Source organism: Nocardiopsis sp. NPDC055824 (assembly GCF_053616335.1).
This window is the reverse complement of record NZ_JBSHDN010000017.1, coordinates 1-24,428: the sequence shown is the minus strand read 5'-3', so window position 1 is coordinate 24,428 and position 24,428 is coordinate 1. Positions and strand designations below refer to the sequence as shown.

The window sequence follows — 24,428 nt, the reverse complement described above, 5'->3', positions numbered from 1 at the left end:
TACAGCTCTTCGTGACCGGTGAAGGCCATGCCGACGGTCCGGAGACACCACATCACCCGGGTTTGTGATCTGCCTCACCTGGCTGCCTCGAACCGTACGTCGGTCTTATGTCGATCGTCAAGCAGAAGTTGTCAGTGCAGGTCTCAATAGGTAGGGTCCGGACGTCCAATAGAGGCGGCGCTCAGGGAACGGGGACGCGCGCGCCCACTCCTTTGCGAACGCGCCCGGGGCACGCCCCGGACCCGGAGTCCACCCGGCGGCCCGGCCCGCCCCGCTCCTTCGCTCCGAGGGCGGCGGGGTGCGCACCGGCGTCCCCGTACCGGCCTGGACGGAGGAGACGGAGGGGTGGCGGACGGGCGCGAGCGGACCGCGGCCGGGGGACTGGTGCGAGGCGCGCGGCCCCGCCGCCGTGGCCCCGCCGCCGGCTCCGGCGACCGGGACCGGACGGATCCGGGGGTCAGGCGGCGGGGACCGTGCGCAGGAAGTCCCGCACGGCCAGGGCGTAGCCCGACGGGTCGTCGCGGTGCACCCAGTGCCCGCATCCCGGCAGCACCCGCAGCCGGGTACCGGGCCGGCGCTCGGCCATCTCACCGGCCTGCCGGGCCGACAGCAGCGGGCTCAGGCCGCCGCGGAGGAGCAGGGCGGGACAGTCCGAGCCCAGCCAGTCGGCCCAGAAGTCCCCGGTGTTGCCTTGCTGGGCCGCCAGCATGTCCCGGTGGTCGAACCGCAGGCGCCAGGTCCCGTCGTGCTCGTAGGCGCTGTCCGTGAAGTACCCGAGCGCGGGCACGCCCTGACGGGTGAGGAACTCCGCCAGCGCCTCCCGGTCCGGAAAGGCCGTCGGCCACGAGGTGGTGTCGAACACCGGGTTCTCGACCTCGGAGGCGTCCGTGACGGCCCCGATGTCCTCCACCACCAGGGCGCGCACCAGCTCGGGGCGGCGTGCCGCCAGCTGGTAGGCGGTCACCCCGCCGAGGGAGTGGCCGAGGACGATCGCCGGGCCGGCGCCGAGGTGTTCCAGGAACGCGGCCGCGTCCCCGACGAAGGCGTCGCGGCCGAGGTCGCCGCCGTGCTCGGAGAGCCCGTGGCCGCGCTGGTCGAGGGCGATGACCCGGAAGTCCGGGGCCAGGTACGGCGCGAGGCCGGCGAAGGAGGCGGCGCGGCCGAACGTCCCGTGCAGGGCGATCAGCGGGACGCCGCCCCCGCCGAAGTCGAGGTAGCTGAAGGCGCGCCCGTTCAGGGCGACGGGGGTCTGGGCGATCATGGGGCGTCCGGTTCCTCGGGTCGGGGGCGTGCGGTCCCGGTGGCGGTGGAGGGCCTGGTCGGTCCGGCCGGGGCCCGGCGCGGCGGCCGGGGCGGCGGTCGCCGCCGCCGGCTCTCCACGCTACAGGGCGGTTCCGGGCCGCTGCCGCGTTCCGGAGCCGGTGCGGCCGGGGCGCTGCGCGCACCGGCGCCCCGGTCGGCGCGGCCGGCGCGGCCGGGGCGCCGAGGGGGGCCGACGGTTCAGACCGGGCCGCTCGCGACGAGCCGCCTCCGGTACTCGTGCGCCTCGGCCACCAGTGCGTCGAGCGCCTCCCGTCTGCGCACCAGGTCGCCGATCTCCCCGGTGATCCGGGCGCGCTCCAGCTCCATGCGCCGCATCGCGCTGTCGAAGGTCTCCTCGCCGGGCGTCTCGGCGCAGGGCAGCACCTCGGCGATCACCCGGCTGGAGACCCCGGCGGCCAGCAGCCTGCGGATGAACGCCACGCGCTCGACGGCGTCGTCGGTGTAGTGCCGCTGCCCGGCGGCGCTGCGCGTGCTCCTGAGCAGCCCCTGCTCCTCGTAGTAGCGCAGCAGCCGGATGCTCACACCGCTCCGTGCCGCGAGCTCCCCGATCCTCATGGCTCCCCTTGTCGTGACCTGTGACACAGCACTTGCCCCTCACATAGATGTCAGGTTTTAGCGTAGCCACCGTACCCACCCCGCTCCACAGAACGCGAAGGAGTCCTCCCGTGACCGCACTTCTCCAGCCGTACCGGCTCGGCGGCCTGACCCTGCCCAACCGGGTGGTGATGGCCCCGATGAGCCGCGTGCGCGCCGCCGCCGACGGGACGGCGACCCCCTCCATGGCCGCGTACTACGCCCAGCGGGCCACCGCCGGCCTCATCATCGGCGAGGGGGCGCACCCCAACGCGGTCGGCCGGTCCAATCCCGGCACGCCGGGTCTCCACACCGAGGAGGCCGCGGCCTCCTGGAGGCCGGTGACCGACGCGGTCCACGCCAACGGCGGGCGGATCTTCGCCCAGATCATGCACGGCGGCCGGGTCTCGCACCCCGACACCACCGGAACGCGGCCGGTGGGCCCCTCGGCCGTCGCCGCCGTGGGCGACGTGTTCACCCCGGCCGGTCCGCAGCCGGCGCCGGTGCCGCGCGCGCTGGAGACGGAGGAGGTGGCCCCGCAGGCGCACTCCTACGCGGAGGCGGCCCGGCGCGCCGTGCGGGCCGGGTTCGACGGGGTGGAGCTGCACGGGGCCAACGGCTACCTCATCTCGCAGTTCCTCTCCTCGGAGGCCAACCTGCGCACGGATGTCTACGGGGGGTCGGTGGCCAACCGGATCCGGTTCGCCGTCGAGGCGGCGGCCGCGACCGCCGACGCCGTGGGCGCGGACCGGACCGGTGTCCGGCTCTCGCCGGGCTCGGCCTTCTGGGGGGCCTCCGAGACCGACGTGCCCGAGCTCTACGCCGCTCTGCTGCGGGAGCTGGCCCGGCTCGGCGTGGCCTACGTCCACCTGGAGGCCACCGCCCCCGACGAGCTCCTGCTGGACCTGCGCCGTGCCTGGCCCTCGACCCTGATCATGAACCCGTCCGTGCCCATGGGACCCGAGCAGGTCGACCGGGCCGCGGCCGACCGCTGGCTCGGACTGGGAGCCGACCTGATCAGCTTCGGCCGCGCCTTCATCTCCAACCCCGACCTGGTCGAGCGCCTCCGTGCCGGACTGCCCGTCGAGCCGGTCGACGAGGCCGTCTACTACCAGGGCGGCGACCAGGGGTACCTCACCTACCCGGCCTACCGGTACAGCGCGTGATCCGGGCGCCGGGGCGGCGCCCGCCGCCCCGGCCGCCGCGACGCCCTGCGGCGGGCGGGGGCGGGGCCCACCGCGCCGATGTCCGGAAAGGGCGCCCGCAGGGGCCGCCCCCACGGCAGGATGGCCCCATGGTCAAACGTGTGTTCGAGAAGAACTCGGGCCCCGCCGCCCCCTCCCTGAGCGCCCACGTGCTCCTCCTGCGCGGCGGAAAGGTCCTGCTGGCGCGGCGGTCCCCCGACGCGGCCTACGCCCCCGGCCTGTGGCACGCCGGCGCGGCCGGCAAGGTCGACCCGGGCGAGGACGTCGTGTCCGCGGCGGTGCGCGAGTGCGACGAGGAGCTCGGCGTCCGGGTCGACCCCCCGGACCTGGAGTTCGCCCACGTCGTCCACAGCCAGGAGGGCGCGGAGTGGGTCCACTTCTTCTTCGTGTGCAGGCGGTGGGACGGCGCTGTCGTCAACCGCGAACCCCACAAGCACACGGAGGTCGCCTGGTTCCCCGCCCACCGGCTTCCCGAGGGGACGGTCGGCTACTGCGCGCAGGCCCTCGCCCACGCCCTGACCGGCGAACGGTTCTCCCAGCACCGGACCCGCACCCCCTTCCCCGCGCGCCGACCCGGCGGGGCGGAGGAGGCCGTGCTGGGGGACGCCGGGGTGGCGGGCTCCCTCGCCCTGCTCCTGGAGGGCGTCGCCGAGGAGCGGAGGCGCCAGCAGACCCTGTTCGGGGTCCAGCGCCTGTCCCCGGGCACGGGGCCCGAGCACGGGGAACAGGCCGGGCGGGCCAGGGCCCGGGTCGACCGCGCCGGTGCCGCACCGACCTGGTGGGACCTGGCCTTCGAGGAGCTGTGCGAGGCGCGCGCCGCCGCGACCGACGAGGAGCTGCGCACCGAGCTCGTCCAGACCTGCGCGGTGCTGGTGCAGTGGGCCCAGTCCACGCTCCGCCCCTCCGGGGGGACAGGGGCCTGAGCCCCGGCACCCCGACCCGTGGTGCGCCTGACCGGCGGTGAGGACCCCGGGGCGGGAGGGGGAACGGACATCGCCGCCAGCCAGGCCGATGAGGTGCCCGCCGTCACCGTCCGTCACGTGCACGATCTCGTGCAAGGTGTGCCGGTGCGGGAACGGGGACCCGGAGCCGTTTCCCCGGACACCCGTCACGCGACTACGCACCGTGACAGCATCGGGGTATGAGTGAAACCACACGCACCATCACGCTCCTCCGCCACGGCAAGGCCGAGTGGAACGACGGGGAGGACCACGAACGCCCGCTCGCGGAACGGGGGAGGAAGGACGCCCCGGCCGCAGGGAGGTGGCTGGCCGGCTCGGGACTCCTGACCGACCTCGTCCTGTGCTCGACGGCCGCGCGCTGCCGGGAGACCTGGAAGCTCGCCGCCGCCGAACTCGCGCAGCGCCCCAGGACCGTCTACGAGGACCGGCTCTACGAGGCGTCGGCGGGCGAGCTGGTCGCCCTGCTCAACGAGGTCGACGACGAGGTCGCGCACCTGCTGGTCGTCGGCCACAACCCGGGCGTGCACGCCCTCGCCGACGCGCTCGCCGGTGAGGCCGAGGGCGACCTGCTCCCCCGGATGAACCGCTCCGGGTTCCCGACGTCCGCGATCGTGGTGCTGAGCTTCACCGGGAGCTGGAAGGGCGTGGAGCACGGAGCCGCGAGGCTGTCCGGCTTCTGGGCCCCGCACGCCTGACGGCCCGGCCCGCCGGGGGCCGGCGCGCTCGGCCGCCGCCCCGGCCGTCCCCGAGGCCGCTCGTGAGCCCGTCCGGACCGGGGCGGGGAGGCTCAGGAGCCCTCGGCCGGGACCGTCGCGGCGTAGCGGGCGGCGAGGGTGCGGAAGGCCTCCTTCGGCTCCCAGTGGCCGTCGTCGGGGGACAGTCCCGACTCCAGCGGCGGTGGGCGCACGATCCCGAAGCTCGCCATGTCCAGGTCGCGGGCGGGGTCGGGGGAGTAGCGGCAGTCCCCCTCGACGAACATGCACACGAACGCGCCCATCACGTCCTCGGTCTCGTACACGTCCAGCAGTTCGCCGATGACCTCGGCCTGGACGCGTTCGTCCCGGACGTGGCCGCCCGTGACCCGGCGGTCGTCCAGGTCGTCCCAGTCCATGATGTCGCCGCCCGACCCGCCCTGGTACCGCGCCGCCTCGTAGGAGCAGCAGCCGAACTCGGTGACCAGGACCGGTTTGCCCGTCGCCCGCAGCCGCCGCAGCCCCTGCCGGTAGGTGGCGCGGGTCAAGAGGTCCAGGTAGTAGTCCACCCCGATGACGTCGAACGGGGTCCAGTCCACGCTCTCCCAGGTTCCCGAGCCGTAGGTGAGCGGTCCGCCGAACCGGGCCCGGGCGGTGGTCGCCAGCTCGCCCAGGAGGCGGTTGAGGCGGTGGTTGAACAGCGGGAACAGCGGGGACAGCAGGCCGAGCGACCTGGTGCGCGCGTCGAAGTCGCGGCCGGGGACGATGCCCCGCACGAACATGCTGAGCTCGCAGCCCACGTTGACGCCGACCCGCTCCGGGTGCTTCTCGCGCAGCCGCTCGGAGAACTCCGCCGTCCGCGCGAGGCGGGCGACGGCCTCCTCCCGGCCGCCGTCGACCAACCGGGGCTGGACCCACACGTACAGCCCGCGGGCCAGGGCGAGGCGGGCGGCCTCCTCCAGCCGCCCCAGGTCCTCCCCGAAGACGGTCACCGCCGTGCAGTGCAGGTCCTCGCGGATCACCCGCATCTCCTCGTCCACCACGTCGGGACGCCACCGGGGGCGCGAGTGCTGCCCCGGCAGGTAACTGGAACCGACGTCGTACAGGACGCCCTTCTGCCCGAGCTCGCGGCGGGGCCCGGGCAGGGCGTCCGGGGTGGCCGCGGCGAGGTCGGGGCGCCGGCTCCGGAGCGAGGTCACGGCCCAGACGGCGGCCAGCGCGGGCCCGAACACCAGCAGCACCTCCCACAGCCCGACCGCCTGGAGCAGGCGCAGGTCGAGCGCGGTGTACACGAGGCCTCCGGCGGCCAGGGCCGTGCGTGTCGCGAGCACCGTCCACACCTCGCCGGTGGTCATGCGCAGGACGCCGGTGAACACCCCCAGGAGGAACAGGTGGACCGCGTTCGCGTACGTGCCGGCGACCAGCACGGCCGACACGGCGAACAGCGCGGCCTGGAGCAGGAGGGCCGCCCAGGGGGAGAACCGCTCGCCCAGGACCCCCTGCGCGTAGCCGCGGAACACCAGTTCCTCGGGCAGCAGCTGTGCCAGCACGAGCAGCGGGAGCACGACGGCCAGGGCCGGGGCGGCGCCGGCCGCGGCACCGGGGTCGACGGAGGCCGCGCCCACCGCCACCGCGGCCACCAGGAACAGCGCGGTGGCGAGCAGCGTCGCCAGCAGGGCGGCCAGGGGCATGGCCCAACCCTTCGGGTACCGGCCCAGGCCGAACGCGGCCAGGGGGCGGCGGTCCAGGAAGCGGGCGGCGGCCCACACCAGGGGCACGGTCCCGGCCACGGTGAAGACGGCGCGCACGGCCAGGGTGAGCGGCGCCTCCGCCGAGGCGTCCGGGCCCGGGAACAGGACGGTGGAGGCGGCGGCGAGGGCCCCGATCCCGGTCGCGGCCGCCGCGACGGCAGCCGTCCTCAGCAGGGGCGCCGCCCGCGGCGGGGGCGCCGACGGGGCGGGGGCCGCAACTCCCTCGGCGGGGGGCTCCTGCCCGGGCCGGGCTCCCCGCTCCGGCGGGGGTGTCTGTTCGGGCATGGGGGCCTCCCCGAGATAAACTCCGTACACTGTTCGACTCATCGAACAGTGTACGGAGTTCTCGGGAGGAGACAACGGTGGCGACCGCCGACGACCCCACGACCACCCTCGGACTGCTGTGGGACGGGCCGTCGCGGCCCCGGCGCGGGCCCCGGCACCACCTCACCGTCGACGCCCTCGTCGGAGCCGCCCTGGAGATCGCGGAGCAGGAGGGCGTCGACGCCCTGTCCATGCGCGGTCTCGCGGCCAGGCTCGGCGTGGGAGCGGCCACCCTGTACACCTACGTCCCCGACAAGTCGGCCCTGATCGCCCTCATGGTGGACACGATGATCGGCGAGGCGCCGCTGCCGCACACCCGCCCGGGGGACTGGCGGGAGCGCGTCGAGGCGTGGGCGCGCGAGAACCTGCGCGCGTACCGCGAACACCCCTGGCTCGTCCGGCTGATGGGCGCCGCGCAGCCCGTCGGCCCCCACGCCTTCGCCTGGACCGACTCCGCGCTCCGCGTCTTCGACGGCACCGGCCTGACCGGCCACGAGGCGCTCACGGTCGTCGAGGCCGTCGACGGCTACACCCGCGGCCACGTCGCGAAGGCGGTCGAGGCCGACCGGGCCGCGCGGTGGACCACCCCCGACGGACGCACGTGGGACACGGTGCAGGACGCCTTCCTGGAGGCGCACGCGGAGCCCGGCCGCTACCCGGCGATCGAGCGCCTCACCGGCGCCCCCGGTACCGAGGAGGTGTTCGAGGCGGGGCTCGCCTGGCTCCTGGACGGCGTCGCGCAGGGGATCAGGGAGCGCGCCGCCGGGTAGCCGCGCGGTGCTCCGCCAGCAGGCCGGGGGAGAGCAGGTGGGACAGGCGCGCCCGTTCCAACCGGTCGACCAGGCCCGAGCGCGTGGTACCCAGCGAGAGGGCCGCCCGGTCCAGCTCCCAGCCGGCCTCCCCGAGCACCCGGAGCAGTCGGCCGCGGCGGCTCTGGGCGGGGGAGAGCCGGAGCGACTTGAGGTAGGCGACGCGGCCGTGCCGGTCCGCGACGACCTCCCCGACATGGTCGACGCCCCCGTGGGCGAAGGCCGGGACGAGCCACCTCACCGTGAACGGGCGCTCCCGGGGGTCCGGCGCGCCGGCGCCGCCGAAGTCACGCGAGCCGCCCGACGTGTGCAGGCCGCCCGTCAGCGAGGACAGCATCAGGTCGTCGTGGGCGCGCAGCGTGTCGCTCCGGCTCCGCTCCACCCGCTCGCGCAGGTCCGCCAGGGTGCGGACGCCGCGTTCCCGGATCGGTGTGTACAGCGGCCGGGCCTCGCCCGCCAGCAGCCCGTACATGTACAGGCTCTCCCCGAACATGTCCATGAGCAGGCCGGCGTGCAGGGCCCGGTAGTCCTCCGGGTGCGGGTACAGGTGCGCCGACGCCAGGACGTCGGCCAGGTGGACCACGACGCCGCACTGGTCCGGATGGATCTCGAAGACCCGCAGCGCCTCGGCCAGGCCCTCGATCTCCCCGCCCAGGTACGTGGTCAGCGCGGGGGAGGACAGGCCGCGGTGGACGGTGGCGCGGGACCACTCCGCCCAGGCGACGGAGGGGCCGCCCGCGTGCAGGGACAGCAGCCCGTCCACCGCCAGGTCCAGCGGCAGGAACCGGGCCCTGCCGCGGACGGCCGTGCGCGCCTTCCGCGACCGCAGGTCCAGGTGCGCGCGGCGCGGGGCCGGGGAGCGGGGCGGGAGGATCTGGGTCCCGTAGGAGGCGCTGGGCGCGGTGTCGCCCTCCCAGGTCAGCACGTACGCGTGGGGGACGAGGCAGCACGTCCCGTCGTCCTGGGAGGCGGGGTCGTCCACCAGGTCGCCGGCCACCAGGGGGTGCAGCCGCAGCCGCGGGACCGGCGCGGACCGGAGCAGCGGGACCAGCCGGACGTTCCCCCACTGCTGGGCCGGGCCGGTGCGCACGCCCTCGCCCAGGGCCAGCCCCGGGAACCTCTCGCTCACGGGGCCTCCAGATAGGCGTCGGCGGTGGCACGCAGGTGTTCGCGCAGGTCGGACAGGCCGAGGCGGCCCTCGCCGAACCGTGCCAGCTCCACCAGGGACGGCAGCGTACGCGGATCGCGCAGACCGATCGTGGGCACGGCGGGGGAGAGCGGCCGCATCCCCAGCCCGTCGGCGTCGAACACCGGGTTGAGGTGCACCATCGCGGTGGCGCGGTCCGGGTCCACGTACCGCCGCCACAGTGTGAGGGTGTCGGCGAGCAGCGGCGGGGTGCTGTCGTGCCCGTCGGACACCACGACCACCCGCGCGGGGCCCGTGTCGAGCGCGTCCAGGATCCGCTCCGCCAGGTGGGTGGGTCCCGCCGGGCGCACCGTCAGGGGGTCGGTGTGCCCCGACACCCAGTGGGAGGTGCTGTCCGGGGCCAGGGCCCGGATCAGGTGGTGGCAGGCCAGGGCCGCCGCCAGCGGGTGGTGGCGCCGCACCGGGGAACCGATCGAGGAGTAGCTGTCGTCCAGCACCGCGGCCGTGCGGGGCCACGTCCCCGCCGCCGGACCGGCGGCGCGGAGCGCCGACGCGGCCAGCGCGCCCTCCAGTTCCGCGCGGCGGTCGCGGCGCTCGGCCGTCGGCAGGGAGAGCACGTACACGCACAGGCGCAGCAGCGGGGCGGCGGCCGGGTCCGGTCCCGCGCCGACGCCGTGGCGCCGCGCGGTCCCCGCCAGCCGCAGCCGCTCCGCACGGGTGGCGCGCTCGCGCACGCCCTCCAGGAACACGCCCCGGGGCACCCGGTGGCGGGCCGCGAACCCCTCGGCCACCGTGTACGGCAGGTCGTACAGGTCCGACGCCGAGTAGTGGGCCCTCCCGTGCGCCCGCAGCAGCGGGGAGCCGTAGCGGTGCCGCCTGCGCTCCCCGGGCGGGGAGAACAGGAACACGCCCACCTCCTCGGGCAGGGCGACACGGGCGTGCCGGGCCGCAGCGCGCAGCCCCGGCCGGTACTTGACCGCGTCCAGGTCCAGGTTCGGGCGTGCGGCGATCCACGCGCGCATCGTGGCCCGGGTGCGCCGGTTGTTGACCCGCTCCCGGGCCAGGCGGGCGAACAGGCGGTACACGCGCTGGGGCGGCATCTCCGCGAGGCGGCGCCGGATCAGGGCGTTCTCCCGCGCCCGCTCCCCGGCGGACGCGCCGGTGCGCGGGTTCGACAGCAGCCGGTGGACGATGGCGGCGGCGTTGTGATCGTTGACGTGCAGCGCCAGCGCCAGCGCGTACAGGTCCGGGTGGGTCCCGTGGACGTACTCGTGCAGGAACTCCAGGGACAGCCGCTGCTCCGCCGCGCCCGAGTGGAACTCGCGCTGCCCCGTCGAGGAGATCGCCGCGCTCGCGAACAGCAGCAGGTCCTCGCAGGCGAGCAGGTCGGCGTAGGTGTCGGTCATGGGGTCTCCGGCGCGGCAGGGGGGAGGACGGGCCGGGGAGCGGCGGCGCGATCGGCGTGAAGGGTGCTTGAAAGGCAGTTCTCGGAAGTCGCGGTCAAGTCCCACGGCCCGCCCGCGCCGACGGTAGCAAACCCCCCGCCCCCGCCGGTACCGGGTTTCGCGGCGGCGCGGGCCTTCCCTCGGGGCCCGGGCCGGGCCGCAGGCGCGGAACCCCGCCGGGTGCGCCACCCGGCCCCTCTGTGCCCGGACCGGTCCGCCGCCCCACCGGGCCGTCATCGCGGACAACTTCTTTCCCTCACGAAACTTCAGCACCATCACCATAGGCCGCTTGTGCTACTTTCAGGCGATTCAGCCGAAAAACAGGCCGGTCGTTCAGAAAAGGGCGTCCTTCATCGAGGAGGCCCGCCGCGCACAGATCGTCGAGAGCGCCGTCGAGAGCCTCTCGGAGCTGGGCTACGCCAACACCTCGCTGGCGCGCGTCGCCGAACGCGCCGGCATCAGCAAGAGCGTGATCTCCTACCACTTCGCCGGGAAGACCGAGCTGATGGAGCAGATCGTCGAGGAGGTCTACCTCGACATCGCCCGGTTCGTCCTGCCGCGGACCGAGGAGGAGCCCACGGCGACCGGCGCGCTGCGGGCGAGCATCCGCTCGGTCGCCGAGTACATGCGGGACCACCGCGCCCAACTGCTCGCCCTCGGGGAGGTCCTCAGGAACCTCCGCGGCTCCGAGGGCGAGCGGCGCTACGACGCCCCCTTCGACGAACAGGTCTACGAGGGGCGGGAGGCGATATTCCGCCGCGGCCAGGAGGCCGGGGAGTTCCGCGCGTTCGACCCCCGCGTCATGGGCGTCACCGTGCAGTCCGCGATCGACGGCATGTTCGGCTACTGGGTGAAACGCCCGGAGCACGACCTGGAAGCGCACGCCGAGGAGCTGGCCGACCTGTTCGAGCACGCCACCCGCGCCGGGCACCCCGGAGAAGGGGCGAACCGGTGACCCGGCCCATGGACAGGGCGGCCGCCGTGCCGCCCACCGCCCGTCCGCGGCTCCTCTACGTCGACAACCTGCGCACCGCGCTGACACTGCTCGTGGTGCTCCACCACGCCGCCATCGCCTACAGCAACATCCCGCGCTGGTACTACGTGGAGACGGCGGCCGACCCGTCGGGAACGCTCCTGGACGTCCTGCTCCTGCTCAACCAGGCGTTCTTCATGGGGACCTTCTTCCTCGTCTCGGGGCTCTTCGTCCCCGGATCCCACGACCGCAAGGGGACCGCGGGCGCCCGGAAGGTGCTCTGACCGCCCCTGCCGCCGGGGGCCGCGGCCACGCCCTCATCACCGGTCGTGGGCGGCCCAGTGCCCCTCCAGCTCCGTGCCGAGCCGTTCGGCGGCCTGCATGGGGAGGGAGTGGGTGGTGTCCGGCCAGACGGTGACCGGTTCCAGGCCCAGGGCCCGGGCGCGGTCCGCGGCCTCCCGGCCGCCCGCCAGGGACTTGTCGGCGGCCAGGTCGACCCGCACCGGCACGGACAGCGACCGCCACTCCCCGTCGGTGAGCGTCCGGGGCGTCAGGGAGACGGCGGAGTAGTGCCGCGACCCCTCGTCGATCATCACCGACATCGGCGTGCGCTCGCGGACCTCCTCGACCGAGACGCCCCCGATCCCCGCCAGCGCGCGGTCCTTCCACGACTGCGGCCCCGGCAGGAAGAGCAGGACCGACCACAGGTAGGTCGAGGCGGGCAGCCCGTGCAGCACCATCACCGGTTCGAGCAGGGTCAGGGAGGCCACGCGGCCGGGGTGGGCGAGCGCGTGGGTGGCCGCGATCGCCCCGCCGAAGGAGTGCCCGACCACGTGCGCCCGTTCGAGGCCGAGTCCCGCGAGGGTCTGCTCCACCCACGCGGCCTGCTCGTCGAAGGAGGAGAAGGGCACCGACTGGGTCGACATGCCCGCGTCGCCGACCGCGTCCATGGCGTAGACGGTGCGCCGGCCGATCCAGTGGGTGAGGTTCTCGCCCCACATCGGTGCGCCGGAGCGGGTCCCCGGCAGGAGCACCACCGGCAGCCCGCCCTCCGCCCCGTCCCCCGGGGCGGCCCACTCGTACACCCGCACGGCGCCGTACCCGGTGGCGACGTCGTGGGTGCGGGTCGGCACGGGCAGGGCCGCCATCACGTCGTCGTAGGCGGCCCGGTAGGACTCGAACCCCTCGCGGCTGAGCCAGTGGCCCACCTTCGGTTCGGGCGCCGCGACGGAGGCGGCCTTGTCCACCACCAGCCACGCCACCACCAGTGCCGCCAGGACCTGCAGCACGCGGCGGCGCCGGGTCCGGCGCTCGGGCCTGTCACTCATGGGAACCCCCGGAAATACAGTCGTATTGGACCGTGCTCCGAGTGTACACCCCGGCAATACGTTCGTATTGTCCTTGGTTATGATGGCGGCATGGACAGCTCCGGGCCGGACGAACGAAGGACCGCCATCCTCCGGGCGGTGTGGCGGGTGATGGCGGAGGGCGGCATGGGCGCGGTGTCCATCCGCAACGTGGCCTCGGCCGCCGGGGCGTCGGTCGGGCGGATCCAGTACTGGTTCCCGAGCAAGGACGAGCTCCTGCGGGCCGGCCTGGAGGAGATGCTCTCGGAGGCCGCGCGACTCCACGCCGAGGCCACCCGCGGCGCCGACGACCGCGAGGCGCTGTGGCGGCTGGTCGGCCATGCCGTTCCCCGGGCGGAGACGGACCGGGTCGGGGTCTCGGTGTTCCACCAGTACGTCGCCGCCGGTTTCCACCACCCGGAGCTGGCCCGAGTCCTGGCCGGGGCCAAGGACGGGGCGGAGGCCGAGGCGGCCCGGCTGCTCGCCGGGATCGCCCCCGGCCTCGCCGACCCCCGCGCGGCGGCCCGCTCGCTGATCGCCACCGCCGACGGCCTGTCCATGCGCGTGCTGATCGGCGGCCTCTCCGCGTCGGAGGCCGAGGAGGCCCTGCGGGCCGAACTGGACAGGGTCCTGTCGTGAGCGGTGGGGGCGCTCCCGGGCCGGAGCCGGTCGCACCGCTTCCCGTGTGACGCGCCGGGCGGCCCACGGGGTTTCTCCGCCGGACAGCGATGATCCCCGTAATTCACATTTATCTTATTTCGCATAAAAGCGACGCGGGCTCCGTCAATGGCATCAAGGGGGCCGGTGGGGCGGTGCCGGGTTCCGGGTGTGTTTGTTGGATTCCAGGCCATCCCGACTGATCAGGGTCTCTCTTCTTGTTTCGGTCGCCTTGTACTCGGTCCGGAAACACCATTGTGTTGACAAAGTCGACGATGGCGGAAGATGATCGCTCGACAAGGGAAGCGCATTTGATATCCGTCCGTCCGGACTCCTCTTTCCCTGGATTTCCGGTACGTTCTCCATTGCGGTCCCTCGTCCCTTTCGTGTCGTCTGGAGATGGGGGAGCACCGTGGCGCGCACCGGTGACGGCGGGGAGACCCGGGACGTGGGCGAGCCGCTGCTCGTCGCGGCAGGGGTGGCCGACCTCGCGCTCGACCGCATGGGCGCGGCCCTGCGGCAGGCGAAATCGCTGCTGGGCCGGTCCGACCTGGCCGACCTCGCCCGGGACGGCCGGGACGACCTGCGGGAGCGGGGACGGCTCGCCCTGCGAAGGTACGGGCGGACGCCCGAGTGCCACATGGAGGTGCTCGCACGGCGGGTCGCCTCCCGCACCGGACAGGGCGATGCCTGAGACCCCGGAGCAGGCACTGCTCCGGACCAGGGTGGACGCGGTGCTCCGGGAGTTCGTGCGGGAGGAGGCGGACCGGTTCGCCGCCGTCGACGCCGACCTGCTGCCGGTGGCCGAGCAGTTGTCCGTGGCGGTGGCCGGCGGCAAGCGCCTGCGCGCCGCGTTCTGCTACTGGGGGTGGCGCGCGGCCGGCCAGCCGGACAGCGACGCGCTCGTCCGCGCCGCCGCCGCGATGGAGCTGCTGCACGCCGCGGCCGTCGTCCACGACGACCTGATCGACGAGAGCCCGACGCGGCACGGCGTGCCGAGCGCCCACGCCGCACTGGGGGCCGCCCTCGGCGGCCGGGCGCGCCCCCAGGCGGGCGGCCGCGCCCTCGCCATGCTGACCGGGGACCTGCTGATCGGCTGGGCGGCGCAGATGTTCCTCTCCTGCGGCCTGCCCTCCGCCTACCTGTCCCGTGCCCGCGACCTGTGGGCGGTCATGGCCCGGGAGCTGATCGCCGGGGAGTGCCTGGAGGTCCTGCGCACGGGGGCCCCGCCCGACACGGCCCGCTCGCTCCAGGTGATCCGGTACAAGACGGCCAAGTACACGGTCGAGCACCCGCTGCACATCGGCGGCGCCCTGGCCGGCGCGCCGGGGACGCTGATGGAGGCCTTCACCTCCTACGGCCTCCCCCTGGGCGAGGCGTTCCAGCTGCGCGACGACCTGCTCGGGCTGTTCGGCGACCCGGAGCGCACGGGCAAGTCGAACCTCGACGACGTCCGGGGCAACCGGCCGACCGTCCTGCTCGCCGAGACCTGGTCGGCCTCCACCGCGGCCGAGCGCCGGGAGCTGCGCGGCCTGCTCGGCCGCCGCGGCCTGGACGGCGAGGGCCTGGAGAGGGTGCGGACGATCATGCTGCGCACCGGGGCCCCCGAGCGGATCGAGGAGATGATCACCCTGCGCGTGCGGGCCGCGAACGACGCCCTCGCCCGCGCGGACCTCCCGCACGGGGCCGCCGAGGCCCTGTCCCTGATGGTCGCCTCGGCCGCGGCCCGCCAGTCCTGAACCGTCGAAAGGCAAGGCCCCCATGCCCTACACCCACGAAACCATGGACGCGATGCGGCTCATGGGGGACGAACTCGCGGACGCGACGGTGGCCGCGCTCTTCGAGCGCGGCGAGGTCGGCAAGTTCAACACCCTCATGCGCTACTTCACCACGGTCGGCCAGGAGCTCCCCGACGGGCTCCCCGACGTCGCCCGCGAGTACCTGCACACCACCGCCGCACCGCCGGACTGGGTCGACTGGGGCGAGATGGAGAAGGCCCGGCTGTTCTTCATCGACAACAACGTGCACATCTCGACCGCCCTGGCCTTCGCCTCGATGCCCGCCTGCTACGTCGTGCCGCACGTGGCCAGGCTGCTCAGCGCGACCCATGCCCTGGAGTACCCCTCCCGGAGGATGGCGGAGACGGGGCAGTTCACCGTCTACCTCATGCAGCCCGACGCGTTCGAGGCGGGGAGCCGGTTCGTCCCCGCCGCGCAGAAGGTGCGCCTGCTGCACGCCTCGATCCGCCACCACATGCGCCGCGAGGGGCGCTGGGACGAGGCGGCCCTCGGCACGCCGATCTGCCAGGAGGACATGATCGGCGGCCAGATGATGTTCTCCATCCAGGTCCTGGACGCGCTCCACCGGCTGGGCATCCACATGTCCACCGACGGCGCGGAGTCCTACTTCTACGCCTGGCGCGTCGTCGGCGCGATGCTCGGCATCAGCCCCGAACACGCCCCGGCCGACGCGGCGGCCGGCCGCCGGTTCTCCGACCTCTACATGACCCGGCACATGGGCCCCTCCGAGGAGGGGGCCCTGCTGACCCGCAGGCTCATCGAGCTCTACGAGGAGGTCGTCCCGGGGACCGTCCTGGACCCGGTCGTCGCCGCCCTCATCCGCTACCTCATGGGCGACACCTGCGCCGACTGGCTCCAGGTCCCGCGCACCGGCTGGGACACGGCCGTCAAGGCCTCGCCCGCCCTGCTCGGGATCCTCGAGCGCATCGAGGACCGCTCACCCCTGGGCGCGTGGGCCCTGGACCGCCTCGGCCACCTCACCACCCACCTGGAGCTCAGCTCCCTCACCCGCGGCCGGATCATGCAGTACGCGATACCCGAGCGCCTCAAGGGCGAGTACGGGGTCACCTCCACCGCCCCCCGGGTCCACCCCTGGACCCCGCCGCCGCCCACCCCCACCTGAGCGCCGGGCGTCCCGGTCGCGCGACGCGGTCGGCTGCCCCCGGCCGCTTCCACAGGACGGACAAGGGGGATTGACGCGGGCGTCACACACGGTATAAGCCTGGTGGGCAGACAGCGACCGGAGGTGCGGATGGTAGCCGGACGTGTCCGAACGCGCCGGGCGGAGCCCGGGAGGCGCCGCCGGGGCACCGCCGTCCCCGGAGCGGAGGCCCCGTGATCGTCCTCGGGCTGTCCTCCGGAACCTCGGCCGACGGGATCGACGTCGCCGCCGCACGCCTGGAACTGGACGCGGACCTGGTCCGCCTGGCGCCGCTGGGCCACCGCATCGTCCCCTACCCGGCCGACCTGCGCAAGGAGCTCCGCGACGCCCTCCCGCCCGCGGCGACCACCATGCAGGCCGTGTGCCGGCTCGACACCCGCATCGGGCAGGCGTTCGCCGAGGCCGCGCGCCTGGGCGCGGACGAGCTCGCCGGAGGACGCGCGGACCTGGTGGCCTCGCACGGCCAGACCCTCTTCCACTGGGCCGAGGGGGCCTCGGTGCACGGGACCCTCCAACTCGGCCAGCCCGCGTGGATCGCCGGGGCCACCGGCCTGCCGGTCGTGTCGGACCTGCGCACGGCCGACGTGGCGGCCGGGGGCCAGGGCGCGCCGCTGGCCGCACTGCTGGACGTCCTCCTCCTCGGCGGGCGCGCCGAACCCGCGGCCGCACTGAACCTCGGCGGCATCGCCAACGTCACCGTCGTCCGGGACGGGACCCCGCCCGTGGCCTTCGACACCGGTCCGGGCAACGCCCTGATGGACGCCGCGGTGCGCCGGGTGACCGGCGGGCGCGCCGACCTCGACGCCGACGGCGCCCTGGCCGGGGCCGGCCGCCCCGACCCCGCCCTGCTCGAACTCCTGCTCGCCGAGCCGTACTACGGGCTGGCCCCGCCCAAGTCCACCGGTCCGGAGCTGTTCGGCCCCGGCCACCTCGACGCGGCGCTGCGGCGCTCGGGAACACCGGAGGCCGCCGACCTGCTGGCCACCCTGGCCGAGCTCACCGCCGTCACCGTCGCGGACGCGCTGCGGCCCTACGGGACCGCCGACGTGTTCGCGTCCGGCGGCGGCACGCGCAACCCGGTGCTGATGGACCGGATCGCCGCCCGGCTCGCACCGGCGCGGCTCCGGCCGTTCGACGCCCTCGGGCTGGACAGCGACGCCAAGGAGGCCTACCTGTTCGCGCTGATCGGCTTCCTCACCTGGCACGGGATCGCCGGGTCCCTCCCCGGCTGCACGGGCGCGCGCCGCCCGTCGCTCGCCGGCCGCCTCACCCCGGGGGCCGGACCGCTCCGGCTGCCCGAACCGGCGGCCGTCGCACCCGCGCGCCTGAGGGTCGACGCGCCGGCGCCCTGAGCCCGCCCCCGCCCCGCACATGCCGCACCGACCCCGGCGCCGTGACCCGCCCGCCCCGCCCGCACCCGCCCCCCACCTCCCGGAGCCGCCCCGTGCACGCCGTCGATCTCGCGGTCATCGTGGTGTACCTGCTGTGCTCGGCATGGCTCGGCCTGAGGCTGTCCGGCCGCCAGCGCAACACACGCGACTACTTCATCGGCGGCCGCAACCTGCCCTGGTGGGCGGTCTGCCTGTCCGTCGTGGCCACCGAGACCAGCGCCCTGACCGTCATCAGCCTCCCCGGCGTGGCCTACCTGGGGGACGTGACCTTCCTCCAGGTGGCGGTCGGCTACCTCATCGGGCGCGTCGTCGTCGCGTTCGTGCTGCTGCCCCGGTACTACCAGGGCGAGATGACCACGGCCTACGCCTACCTCGGCCTGCGCTTCGGCCGGGGCCTGCAGAGCACGGCCTCGGTGACGTTCCTGTTCACCCGGCTCCTCGCGGACGGTGTGCGGATGTTCGCCGCCGCCATCCCCATGAAGATCGTCCTGGACTCCTACGGGATCGAACTGCCCTACTTCACGATCATCGCCCTGCTCGGCGGGGTCACCGTCCTCTACACCCTCATCGGCGGCATCAGGGCGGTGGTGTGGGTGGACGTCCTCCAGATGGCGCTGTACGTGCTCGGAGGCGTCGTCGCCCTCGTCGTCATCGTCGAGAGCCTCGACGTGAACTTCCTCGCGGTCGCCGCGGAGGAGGGCAAGACCCGGTTCCTCGACTTCACGTCGAACCCGGTCTCCTCGCCGTACGCCACGGTCACCGCGGTACTGGGAGGGGCCCTGCTCTCCACCGCCTCGCACGGCGCGGACCAGATCATCGTGCAGCGGCTGCTGGGCTGCCGCAGCCTCCGCGACGCGCAGAAGGCGGTGATCGGCAGCGCGGTCGTGGTCTTCCTCCAGTTCGCCCTGTTCCTCACGGTCGGCCTGGCCCTGTACTCCTACTTCGAGGGCGCCTCGACCGAGCGGCTCGGCCTCGCCAACTCCGACGAGCTGTTCCCGGTGTTCATCGTCGAGGGGCTGCCCACGGGCCTGTCGGGGCTCCTGCTCGCCGGCATCATGGCGGCCGCGATGAGCACCCTGTCCTCGTCCCTGTCGGCGCTGTCGTCCTCCACCATGGCCGACCTCTACGAGCGGTTCGCCCGCCGCCCCCTCACCGACGTCCAGGGGCTGCGGCTCGGGCGCCTGTTCACCCTCGGGTGGGGGCTGGTGTTCGTCGGCGCGGGGGCGATGTTCACCGGGACGGACACCCCCGTCGTCGAACTGGGCCTGTCCGTGGCCAGCATCACCTACGGCGGCCTCCTGGGCGCGTTCTTCCTTGGCCTGTGGGTCCACCGGGCCCGCCAGGCCGACGCCGCCGTCGCCTTCGCGGCGGCCGTCGCGACGATGGCCTGCCTCTTCCTCTTCGCGCCGGGCCTGGTCGGGTTCACGTGGTACACGGCGATCGGCACGGCCATCGTGCTCGGTCTGGGCTACCTGCTGTCGCTGCGCCACCGCGGGAGCGCCCCCGCTCCGGCTCCGGAAGCGGAGCCGGAGCGGACGCCGGACGGGGAGAGCCCCTGACCCCGCCCGGCGGGGCCCGGGACCCGGGGACGCACGCGGCCCGTCGCCCTCACACGGCGAGGGACAGGAACAGGGCGCCGGCCGCCGCTCCGAGGAATCCGAGGGGCACGAGGAGGGACAGGTCCGGCGCCCTCAGGTGCACGGCCACCGCGCCGACGAAGAACAGGACCAGGCCGAGCGCGGCCGCCGTCCCCACGAGCGGAACCCCGGCCAGCCCGAGGAGCAGGCCCAGGGCCCCGGCCCCCTTGAGCAGACCCAGCGCGGTCAGCCAGGACTCGGGCACCCCCACGGCGGCCGAGTTGGCGAGGACGAACCGGGCGCGGAGGAGGTCCGCCACGGCGAAGAAGCCGTTCGCGGCGGCGGTGAGCACGGTCACCGCGATGTAGGCGGCGGTCATGACGGCCTCCTGCCCGCCGCCGGTGCCGTGGCGGCCGGGGGCCGGGGGCCGCGATCCCGCGCGTCCGTGGTAGCGCCCGTGTCGGAACGGGTCGTTCGAGGGGTCATGTCCTTCCACCTCCGGGAAGTGTCGCTCCGGTGTGTCTCGTCCCTTCTGACGGGCGCCGGCTCCCCAACGTGACACGGGCCCTGCCGCGCCCAGGGGCCGACGGCCGCCGCACGCCCGCCCGGCGTCACCGGGGGCGGCCCACCGCGCGCTTGCGGCGCGCGCACGCGCGCGCAAAAGGCGCTCGGGTGAGCCGGCACCGGCGGCCAGGGCCCGCGGCGCGCACGCGCGCGGAAAAGCGGTTGCGCGCGCCCCGCCCCGCGACCACGATGGTCCGCCGGACAGGAGGCCCCACATGACCCACCACGCACACGTCCACACCCTCAGTGAGCGCCCGCTGGCAGCGCCGGGCGCCGGCCCCTACGGCGTCACCGGAGCGGACGACGGCTCCCTCTGGGCCACACTCGTCCACCACGGGCAGATCGCCCGCCTGACGCCGGACGGCGCGGCGACCCTGTACCCGCTGGACTCCGCGACCTGCGGCCCCTCGCTCATCACCCCGGGCCCCGACGGCGCGCTCTGGTTCACCCGCACCCAGGACGACAGGATCGGCCGCATCACAGCGGAGGGCGAGGCGGGGTCCTTCGCGCTGCCCGTCCCCGGCGCACGCCCCTTCGGCATCGCGGCGGGACCCGACGGGGCGCTGTGGTTCACCGAGATGAACACCGACCGCATCGGGCGCATCACCCCGGACGGGGAGATCACCGGGTTCTCCCTGCCGACCCGGGGCGGCTTCCCGTCGTTCGTCACCGCGGGGCCGGACGGGGCCCTGTACTTCACCCTCAACCAGGCCGACGCGGTCGGCCGGATCACCGTCGGCGGGCACGTCACCGTCCACGCCCTCCCCACCCGCGGCGCGGCGCCCGTGGGCATCACCGCGGGCGCCGACGGGGCCCTGTGGTTCGTGGAGATCGGAGCCGGACAGGTCGGACGCCTCACGCCGGACGGCGACGTCCGGGAGTTCCCCCTGCCCCGGCGCGACTCGCGGCCCCACGCGATCACCGCCGACCCCGCCGGGGGGTGCTGGTTCACGGAGTGGGGCGCGAACCGGATCGGGCACGTCACCGCCGAGGGGGAGATCGACCTGGTCGACCTGCCGACCCCCCGCAGCGAACCCCACGGGATCGCGGTCACCGCGGACGGCGCGGTGTGGGCCGCCCTGGAGAACGGGAGCCTCGCCCGCCTGGCCCCTTGAGGCCGGGCGCGGGGAGCCCCCGGATCCGGGGCGGCGGTCCGTTCCCGCACCGGCGACTCGCCGTAACGGACCCGGTCCGTCCGGGACGGAGGACCGACCCGTGACCGGGCGCACGGCGTCGGCTATCTTGTCGCCCATGGCTTCCGAACCGACCGCGGCGGCGTTCCTGAAGCGGCTGGACGAGCACCGCGACGACGGGGAACTCCGCAAGTACCAGCGCTACTTCCGCTTCGACGCCGACGACCAGGACCCGAACGACTACTTCGTGGGCGTGCGCATGGGCACCGTGTTCTCCCTCGCGAAGGAGTTCACGGCCATGGACCTCGACCAGATCGAGGTGCTCATGGAGAGCCCCGTCCACGAGGCCCGCGCCGGGGCGATGAGCATCATGGAGAAGAAGGCCCGGCACCGCGGCGCCACCCCCGAGCAGATCGGGGCCCTGGCGGAGCTGTACCTGCGGCGCCACGACCGGGTCGACAACTGGGACCTGGTCGACCTGGCCGCGCACCACGTCCTCGGCCGCCACCTGAACGGCCGCCCGCGCGACGTGCTGTACGACCTGGCACGTTCGGACAACCCGTGGGAGCGGCGGACCGCGATCGTGGCGACCGCGCACTTCATCCGCCACCGGGACCTGGACGACACCTTCGCGCTCTCCGGGATCCTCGTCCACGACGACCACGAGCTGGTGCAGAAGGCGGTCGGGTGGATGCTGCGTGCGGCCGGTGACGTGGACCGCGACCGCCTCCTGGGCTTCCTGGACGCCCACGCGGCCGGTGCGCCGCGGCCGCTGCTCCGCGCGGCGGTCGAGAAGCTCCCGCCGGACCGGCGCGCCCACTACCGGGGGCTGCGGGCCTGACAGGCGGGGCCGCGGCCCCGGGCGCGGCGGTCGGCAGAACCCCGGCCGGACCGGCGAGCGTCACCGGGGACCGCGGGCGCGGCCGAAGGCGTGGGCCCCGCGCCCTCGGCGCGGGATCAGCGCGGCTCCTGGCGCGCGAGCGCCCGGCCGAGCGCGCGCACCCCGTCGGGGAAGGACCCGGGGTCCGGTCCGGCGTAGTTGAGCCGCAGGTGGGGGCCGGTGGGTTCGGCGGGGAACCACTCGTCGCCCGGGGCGACCACGACCCCGAGGTCCTCGCAGTCCGCGACGAGCCGCGGCAGGTCGGTGCTGTCGGGGAGCCGGGCCCAGAGGTTCAGCCCGCCCCGGGGCAGCGTCTCCAGGTGCGCGGCGGGGACGTGCTCGCGCAGGGCGCCGGCGAGGAGGTCGCGCCGGGCGGCCAGCTGGTGGCGCAGCCCCCGCAGGTGGGTGCGCCAGGCGGGCTGGGTGACGACGTCGAGCGCGACGGCCTGCAGCACGCCGCTGACGTACAGGGACCCCGCCCGGGCGTCGGCGAGGATCCGCTCCCGGGCGGGGCCGCGGGCGACCACCCCGGCGACGCGCACGGCCGGGGACACGCTCTTGGTCAGCGAGCGCAGGTACACCACGTGCCCGCCGTCGTCGCGCGCGGCCACGGGCGCCGGCCCGTCCTCGATCCCGAAGTCGTGCGCCCAGTCGTCCTCGATCAGGAACGCGCCGAAGCGGCGCACGGTGTCCAGCACCCGGTCGGCCAGGTCCGGGGACCAGCGCGCCCCGGTGGGGTTGGCGAAGTTCGGCTGGGCGTAGAAGGCGCTCGCCCCGGTGCGCTCGAACGCGCGGGCCAGGGAGTCCGGGTCCGGTCCCCCGGCGCCGCTGGGCACCGGCACGACCCGTGCTCCCGCCTGCGCGGCGGCCAGGAGCGCCCCCCAGTAGGTGGGCGACTCCACCAGCAGCGGGCGGCCCGCGCCGACCAGGGCGCGGAAGGCGGTGCTGAGCCCGCTCTGGCTCCCCGGCAGGACGACGGCGTCGCCGGGGGCGGGCGGCGCGACCCCGGCGGGGGAGTCCGCCCCCAACTCGGTCGCGAACCACGCCCGGAGGTCCGGGAGGCCGGCGGCCGGAGGCCGCGCGACGGCCGACGCGCCGCGTGCGGCCCGTGTGAACGCTCCGCGCACCAGGCGCTCGGGGAGGAGTTCGCGGTCGGGGTAGCCCGAGTGCAGGGCGACGGCGCCGTCGGGGGCGGTGCGCAGCGCGGCGGCCGACCGGGGCGCGAGCCGGTCCGTCGGGCCGAGCGCGGCGGTCTGCCACCCGTAGTCGTGCGGACGCGCGGCCCGGGCCGCGCGGACGAAGGTCCCCACCCCGGGGCGGCTCTCCACGGCACCCTGGGAGACCAGTGTCCGCAGCGCCTTCTGCACCGTGACCGGGCTCGCCCCGTACTGCGCCACCAGGGCCCGCGTGGACGGCAGCCTCGCCCCCGGCGGGGCCGTGGCGATCCACGCGCGGAGCCCTGCGACGATACGCGAACTGCTATCGTTGTTCATGAAGAACAACAGTAGCGCTACTCAGATGACGCGACCAGCGCTATCCTCCCGGGCCGGGTTGCTGTGGGGCCTGCTCGGGGTCACGGCGTTCTCCCTGACCGTCCCCTTCACGCGCGTGGCCGTCGAGGGCGGCGGGATGTCACCGCTGTTCACCGGCTCCGGCCGTGCGGTCGTCGCCGCGCTCCTGGCGGCCGCCGCCCTGGCGTTCACGGGGCAGAGCCTGCCGCGCGGCAGTCAGTGGGGCCGCCTGGCCGTCGTCGCCGGAGGCGTGGTCGTCGGTTTCCCGGTGCTCACCTCCTTCGCCCTCACCTCCGCCTCGGCGGGCCACAGTGCCGTCGTGATCGCCCTCCTGCCCGCGGCGACGGCGGTGACGGCGGCGCTCCGCGGGCGCGAGAGGCCCCCGGCCCGCTTCTGGACCACGGCGGCCGTCGGCGCGGTGGCCGCCGTCGTGTTCGCCTCGCTGCAGGGCGGCGGGCCCGGCGGACCGTACCTGTCCGACCTCCTGCTGTTCGGCGCCGTGGCATCGGCCGCGGTCGGCTACGCGGAGGGCGGGCTCCTGGCGCGCGAACTCGGCGCGTGGCAGACCGTCTCCTGGGCCCTCGTCCTGTCCTTCCCCCTGATGGCCGTCCTCACGGGGGTGGCGGTGGCCGACCGGCCGCCGAGCGGCTCCCCCGCCGAGTGGGCGGCCTTCGCCTACCTGGCGGTGGTGAGCATGTTCCTCGGCTTCTTCGCCTGGTACCGGGGACTGGCGATCGGCCCGATGGCGCAGGTCAGCCAGGTCCAACTCGTCCAGCCGGTCATGACCATCGGCTGGGCCGCCCTGCTCCTGCACGAACAGCTCACCTGGCCCACGGTCCTCGGAGGGGTGGCGGTGGTCGCCTGCGCGGCGACGGCCGTCCGCGCCCGCCTGCGGCCGACCGCGGGGAAGGGGGCCGGGACCGTGGCGGGGGCCGACCCGGCGCAGCGGAGCCGTGGCGGAACCGGCGGGGACCGGACGGGCCGGTGGCGCACGGGACCCCGTGGCTAGCCGGCACGACCCCTTCCACGCGCGCCCCGCCCGGTTTCGCCGGGCGGGGTTCGGACCGGCTCGGACGGAGGAACGGGGTCCGGGCACGGGGCGCGTTCCCCGTGGGGGCGGTGAACCCCTCCGGCGTGACCCCCGGACGGGAGGCCCCCTGCGCCGTCGCGGGCGCGGCTCCGCCTCCACTCCGGTCGGGGGAGC

Annotated in this window: 23 protein-coding genes; 15 read left to right on the top strand and 8 right to left on the bottom strand. The window is 75.1% G+C overall.

Annotated features, from left to right (window positions below; all coding sequences use genetic code 11):
- Positions 1–457: 457 nt before the first annotated feature.
- Positions 458–1,261, bottom strand: a complete 804-nt coding sequence (locus ACWGL3_RS06615; RefSeq protein ID WP_267949790.1) for an alpha/beta fold hydrolase — start codon at positions 1,259–1,261, stop codon at positions 458–460.
- A 239-nt stretch (positions 1,262–1,500) separates the two neighbouring features.
- On the bottom strand, positions 1,501–1,878 hold the full coding sequence (locus ACWGL3_RS06610; RefSeq protein WP_267949791.1) for a MerR family transcriptional regulator: 378 nt from the start codon (positions 1,876–1,878) through the stop codon (positions 1,501–1,503).
- Between the two features lie 110 nt (positions 1,879–1,988).
- Between ACWGL3_RS06610 and ACWGL3_RS06605 the strand changes: the two genes are divergently transcribed.
- From ACWGL3_RS06605 to ACWGL3_RS06595, 3 genes are all read left to right on the top strand, one after another.
- Positions 1,989–3,062, top strand: coding sequence for an alkene reductase (locus tag ACWGL3_RS06605; RefSeq protein ID WP_267949792.1), 1,074 nt, complete (start codon positions 1,989–1,991; stop codon positions 3,060–3,062).
- Between the two features lie 128 nt (positions 3,063–3,190).
- Entirely contained in the window at positions 3,191–4,024 is an 834-nt protein-coding gene (locus ACWGL3_RS06600) for an NUDIX hydrolase (protein ID WP_267949793.1), read from the top strand.
- 218 nt (positions 4,025–4,242) lie between these two features.
- The gene (locus ACWGL3_RS06595; protein ID WP_452460991.1) at positions 4,243–4,758 is read left to right on the top strand and encodes a SixA phosphatase family protein; all 516 of its coding nucleotides are present in this window, start codon (positions 4,243–4,245) and stop codon (positions 4,756–4,758) included.
- 92 nt (positions 4,759–4,850) lie between these two features.
- On the opposite strand, the gene ACWGL3_RS06590 is transcribed toward ACWGL3_RS06595, so the two are convergent.
- Positions 4,851–6,791: a CPBP family glutamic-type intramembrane protease gene (locus tag ACWGL3_RS06590; protein ID WP_452460990.1), complete on the bottom strand. Its 1,941-nt coding sequence runs from the start codon at positions 6,789–6,791 to the stop codon at positions 4,851–4,853.
- Between the two features lie 77 nt (positions 6,792–6,868).
- On the opposite strand from ACWGL3_RS06590, the gene ACWGL3_RS06585 reads away from it, so the two are divergent.
- The gene (locus ACWGL3_RS06585; RefSeq protein WP_267949796.1) at positions 6,869–7,600 is read left to right on the top strand and encodes a TetR/AcrR family transcriptional regulator; all 732 of its coding nucleotides are present in this window, start codon (positions 6,869–6,871) and stop codon (positions 7,598–7,600) included.
- Here ACWGL3_RS06585 and ACWGL3_RS06580 read toward each other — a convergent pair.
- Positions 7,578–8,768, bottom strand: a complete 1,191-nt coding sequence (locus ACWGL3_RS06580; protein ID WP_452460989.1) for an ARPP-2 domain-containing protein — start codon at positions 8,766–8,768, stop codon at positions 7,578–7,580. The genes ACWGL3_RS06585 and ACWGL3_RS06580 overlap by 23 nt on opposite strands.
- The gene (locus tag ACWGL3_RS06575; protein ID WP_267949798.1) at positions 8,765–10,192 is read right to left on the bottom strand and encodes a hypothetical protein; all 1,428 of its coding nucleotides are present in this window, start codon (positions 10,190–10,192) and stop codon (positions 8,765–8,767) included. Before ACWGL3_RS06575 ends, ACWGL3_RS06580 begins: the two co-directional genes overlap by 4 nt.
- A gap of 328 nt (positions 10,193–10,520) precedes the next feature.
- Between ACWGL3_RS06575 and ACWGL3_RS06570 the strand changes: the two genes are divergently transcribed.
- Positions 10,521–11,186, top strand: coding sequence for a TetR/AcrR family transcriptional regulator (locus ACWGL3_RS06570; RefSeq protein ID WP_452460988.1), 666 nt, complete (start codon positions 10,521–10,523; stop codon positions 11,184–11,186).
- On the top strand, positions 11,183–11,488 hold the full coding sequence (locus tag ACWGL3_RS06565; protein WP_267949800.1) for an acyltransferase family protein: 306 nt from the start codon (positions 11,183–11,185) through the stop codon (positions 11,486–11,488). The genes ACWGL3_RS06570 and ACWGL3_RS06565 overlap by 4 nt, the downstream gene beginning before the upstream one ends.
- 36 nt (positions 11,489–11,524) lie before the next feature.
- On the opposite strand, the gene ACWGL3_RS06560 is transcribed toward ACWGL3_RS06565, so the two are convergent.
- Positions 11,525–12,532: an alpha/beta fold hydrolase gene (locus ACWGL3_RS06560; protein WP_267949801.1), complete on the bottom strand. Its 1,008-nt coding sequence runs from the start codon at positions 12,530–12,532 to the stop codon at positions 11,525–11,527.
- A gap of 90 nt (positions 12,533–12,622) precedes the next feature.
- Between ACWGL3_RS06560 and ACWGL3_RS06555 the strand changes: the two genes are divergently transcribed.
- The 6 genes from ACWGL3_RS06555 to ACWGL3_RS06530 all read left to right on the top strand — a co-directional run bounded on the left by ACWGL3_RS06555 (position 12,623) and on the right by ACWGL3_RS06530 (position 19,118).
- Positions 12,623–13,189: a TetR/AcrR family transcriptional regulator gene (locus tag ACWGL3_RS06555; protein WP_267949802.1), complete on the top strand. Its 567-nt coding sequence runs from the start codon at positions 12,623–12,625 to the stop codon at positions 13,187–13,189.
- Positions 13,190–13,619: 430 nt separating this feature from the next.
- On the top strand, positions 13,620–13,901 hold the full coding sequence (locus ACWGL3_RS06550) for a hypothetical protein (protein WP_267949803.1): 282 nt from the start codon (positions 13,620–13,622) through the stop codon (positions 13,899–13,901).
- Entirely contained in the window at positions 13,894–14,946 is a 1,053-nt protein-coding gene (locus ACWGL3_RS06545; RefSeq protein WP_267949804.1) for a polyprenyl synthetase family protein, read from the top strand. The genes ACWGL3_RS06550 and ACWGL3_RS06545 overlap by 8 nt, the downstream gene beginning before the upstream one ends.
- A gap of 22 nt (positions 14,947–14,968) precedes the next feature.
- The gene (locus tag ACWGL3_RS06540) at positions 14,969–16,129 is read left to right on the top strand and encodes an oxygenase MpaB family protein (RefSeq protein WP_267949805.1); all 1,161 of its coding nucleotides are present in this window, start codon (positions 14,969–14,971) and stop codon (positions 16,127–16,129) included.
- Between the two features lie 212 nt (positions 16,130–16,341).
- Complete coding sequence (locus tag ACWGL3_RS06535) at positions 16,342–17,520, top strand: anhydro-N-acetylmuramic acid kinase (RefSeq protein WP_452460987.1); 1,179 nt, start codon at positions 16,342–16,344, stop codon at positions 17,518–17,520.
- Positions 17,521–17,612: 92 nt separating this feature from the next.
- On the top strand, positions 17,613–19,118 hold the full coding sequence (locus tag ACWGL3_RS06530; RefSeq protein ID WP_452460986.1) for a sodium:solute symporter: 1,506 nt from the start codon (positions 17,613–17,615) through the stop codon (positions 19,116–19,118).
- Positions 19,119–19,167: 49 nt separating this feature from the next.
- Here ACWGL3_RS06530 and ACWGL3_RS06525 read toward each other — a convergent pair whose 3' ends face one another.
- Positions 19,168–19,515, bottom strand: coding sequence for a DoxX family protein (locus ACWGL3_RS06525; protein WP_267949808.1), 348 nt, complete (start codon positions 19,513–19,515; stop codon positions 19,168–19,170).
- A gap of 400 nt (positions 19,516–19,915) precedes the next feature.
- Here ACWGL3_RS06525 and ACWGL3_RS06520 point away from each other — a divergent pair, with 400 nt between their 5' ends.
- Both ACWGL3_RS06520 and ACWGL3_RS06515 read left to right on the top strand, forming a co-directional pair.
- Positions 19,916–20,815: a Vgb family protein gene (locus ACWGL3_RS06520; protein ID WP_452460985.1), complete on the top strand. Its 900-nt coding sequence runs from the start codon at positions 19,916–19,918 to the stop codon at positions 20,813–20,815.
- A 136-nt stretch (positions 20,816–20,951) separates the two neighbouring features.
- Positions 20,952–21,674, top strand: a complete 723-nt coding sequence (locus tag ACWGL3_RS06515) for a DNA alkylation repair protein (protein ID WP_267949810.1) — start codon at positions 20,952–20,954, stop codon at positions 21,672–21,674.
- A 116-nt stretch (positions 21,675–21,790) separates the two neighbouring features.
- Here ACWGL3_RS06515 and ACWGL3_RS06510 read toward each other — a convergent pair whose 3' ends face one another.
- Positions 21,791–23,206 (bottom strand): aminotransferase-like domain-containing protein, encoded by a 1,416-nt coding sequence (locus tag ACWGL3_RS06510; protein ID WP_452460984.1) that lies wholly within the window; start codon positions 23,204–23,206, stop codon positions 21,791–21,793.
- Positions 23,207–23,231: 25 nt separating this feature from the next.
- Between ACWGL3_RS06510 and ACWGL3_RS06505 the strand changes: the two genes are divergently transcribed.
- Positions 23,232–24,233 carry a DMT family transporter gene (locus ACWGL3_RS06505; RefSeq protein ID WP_452460983.1) on the top strand — a complete coding sequence of 334 codons (1,002 nt, stop codon included), beginning with the start codon at positions 23,232–23,234 and terminating at the stop codon, positions 24,231–24,233.
- The last annotated feature ends 195 nt before the right edge of the window (positions 24,234–24,428 follow it).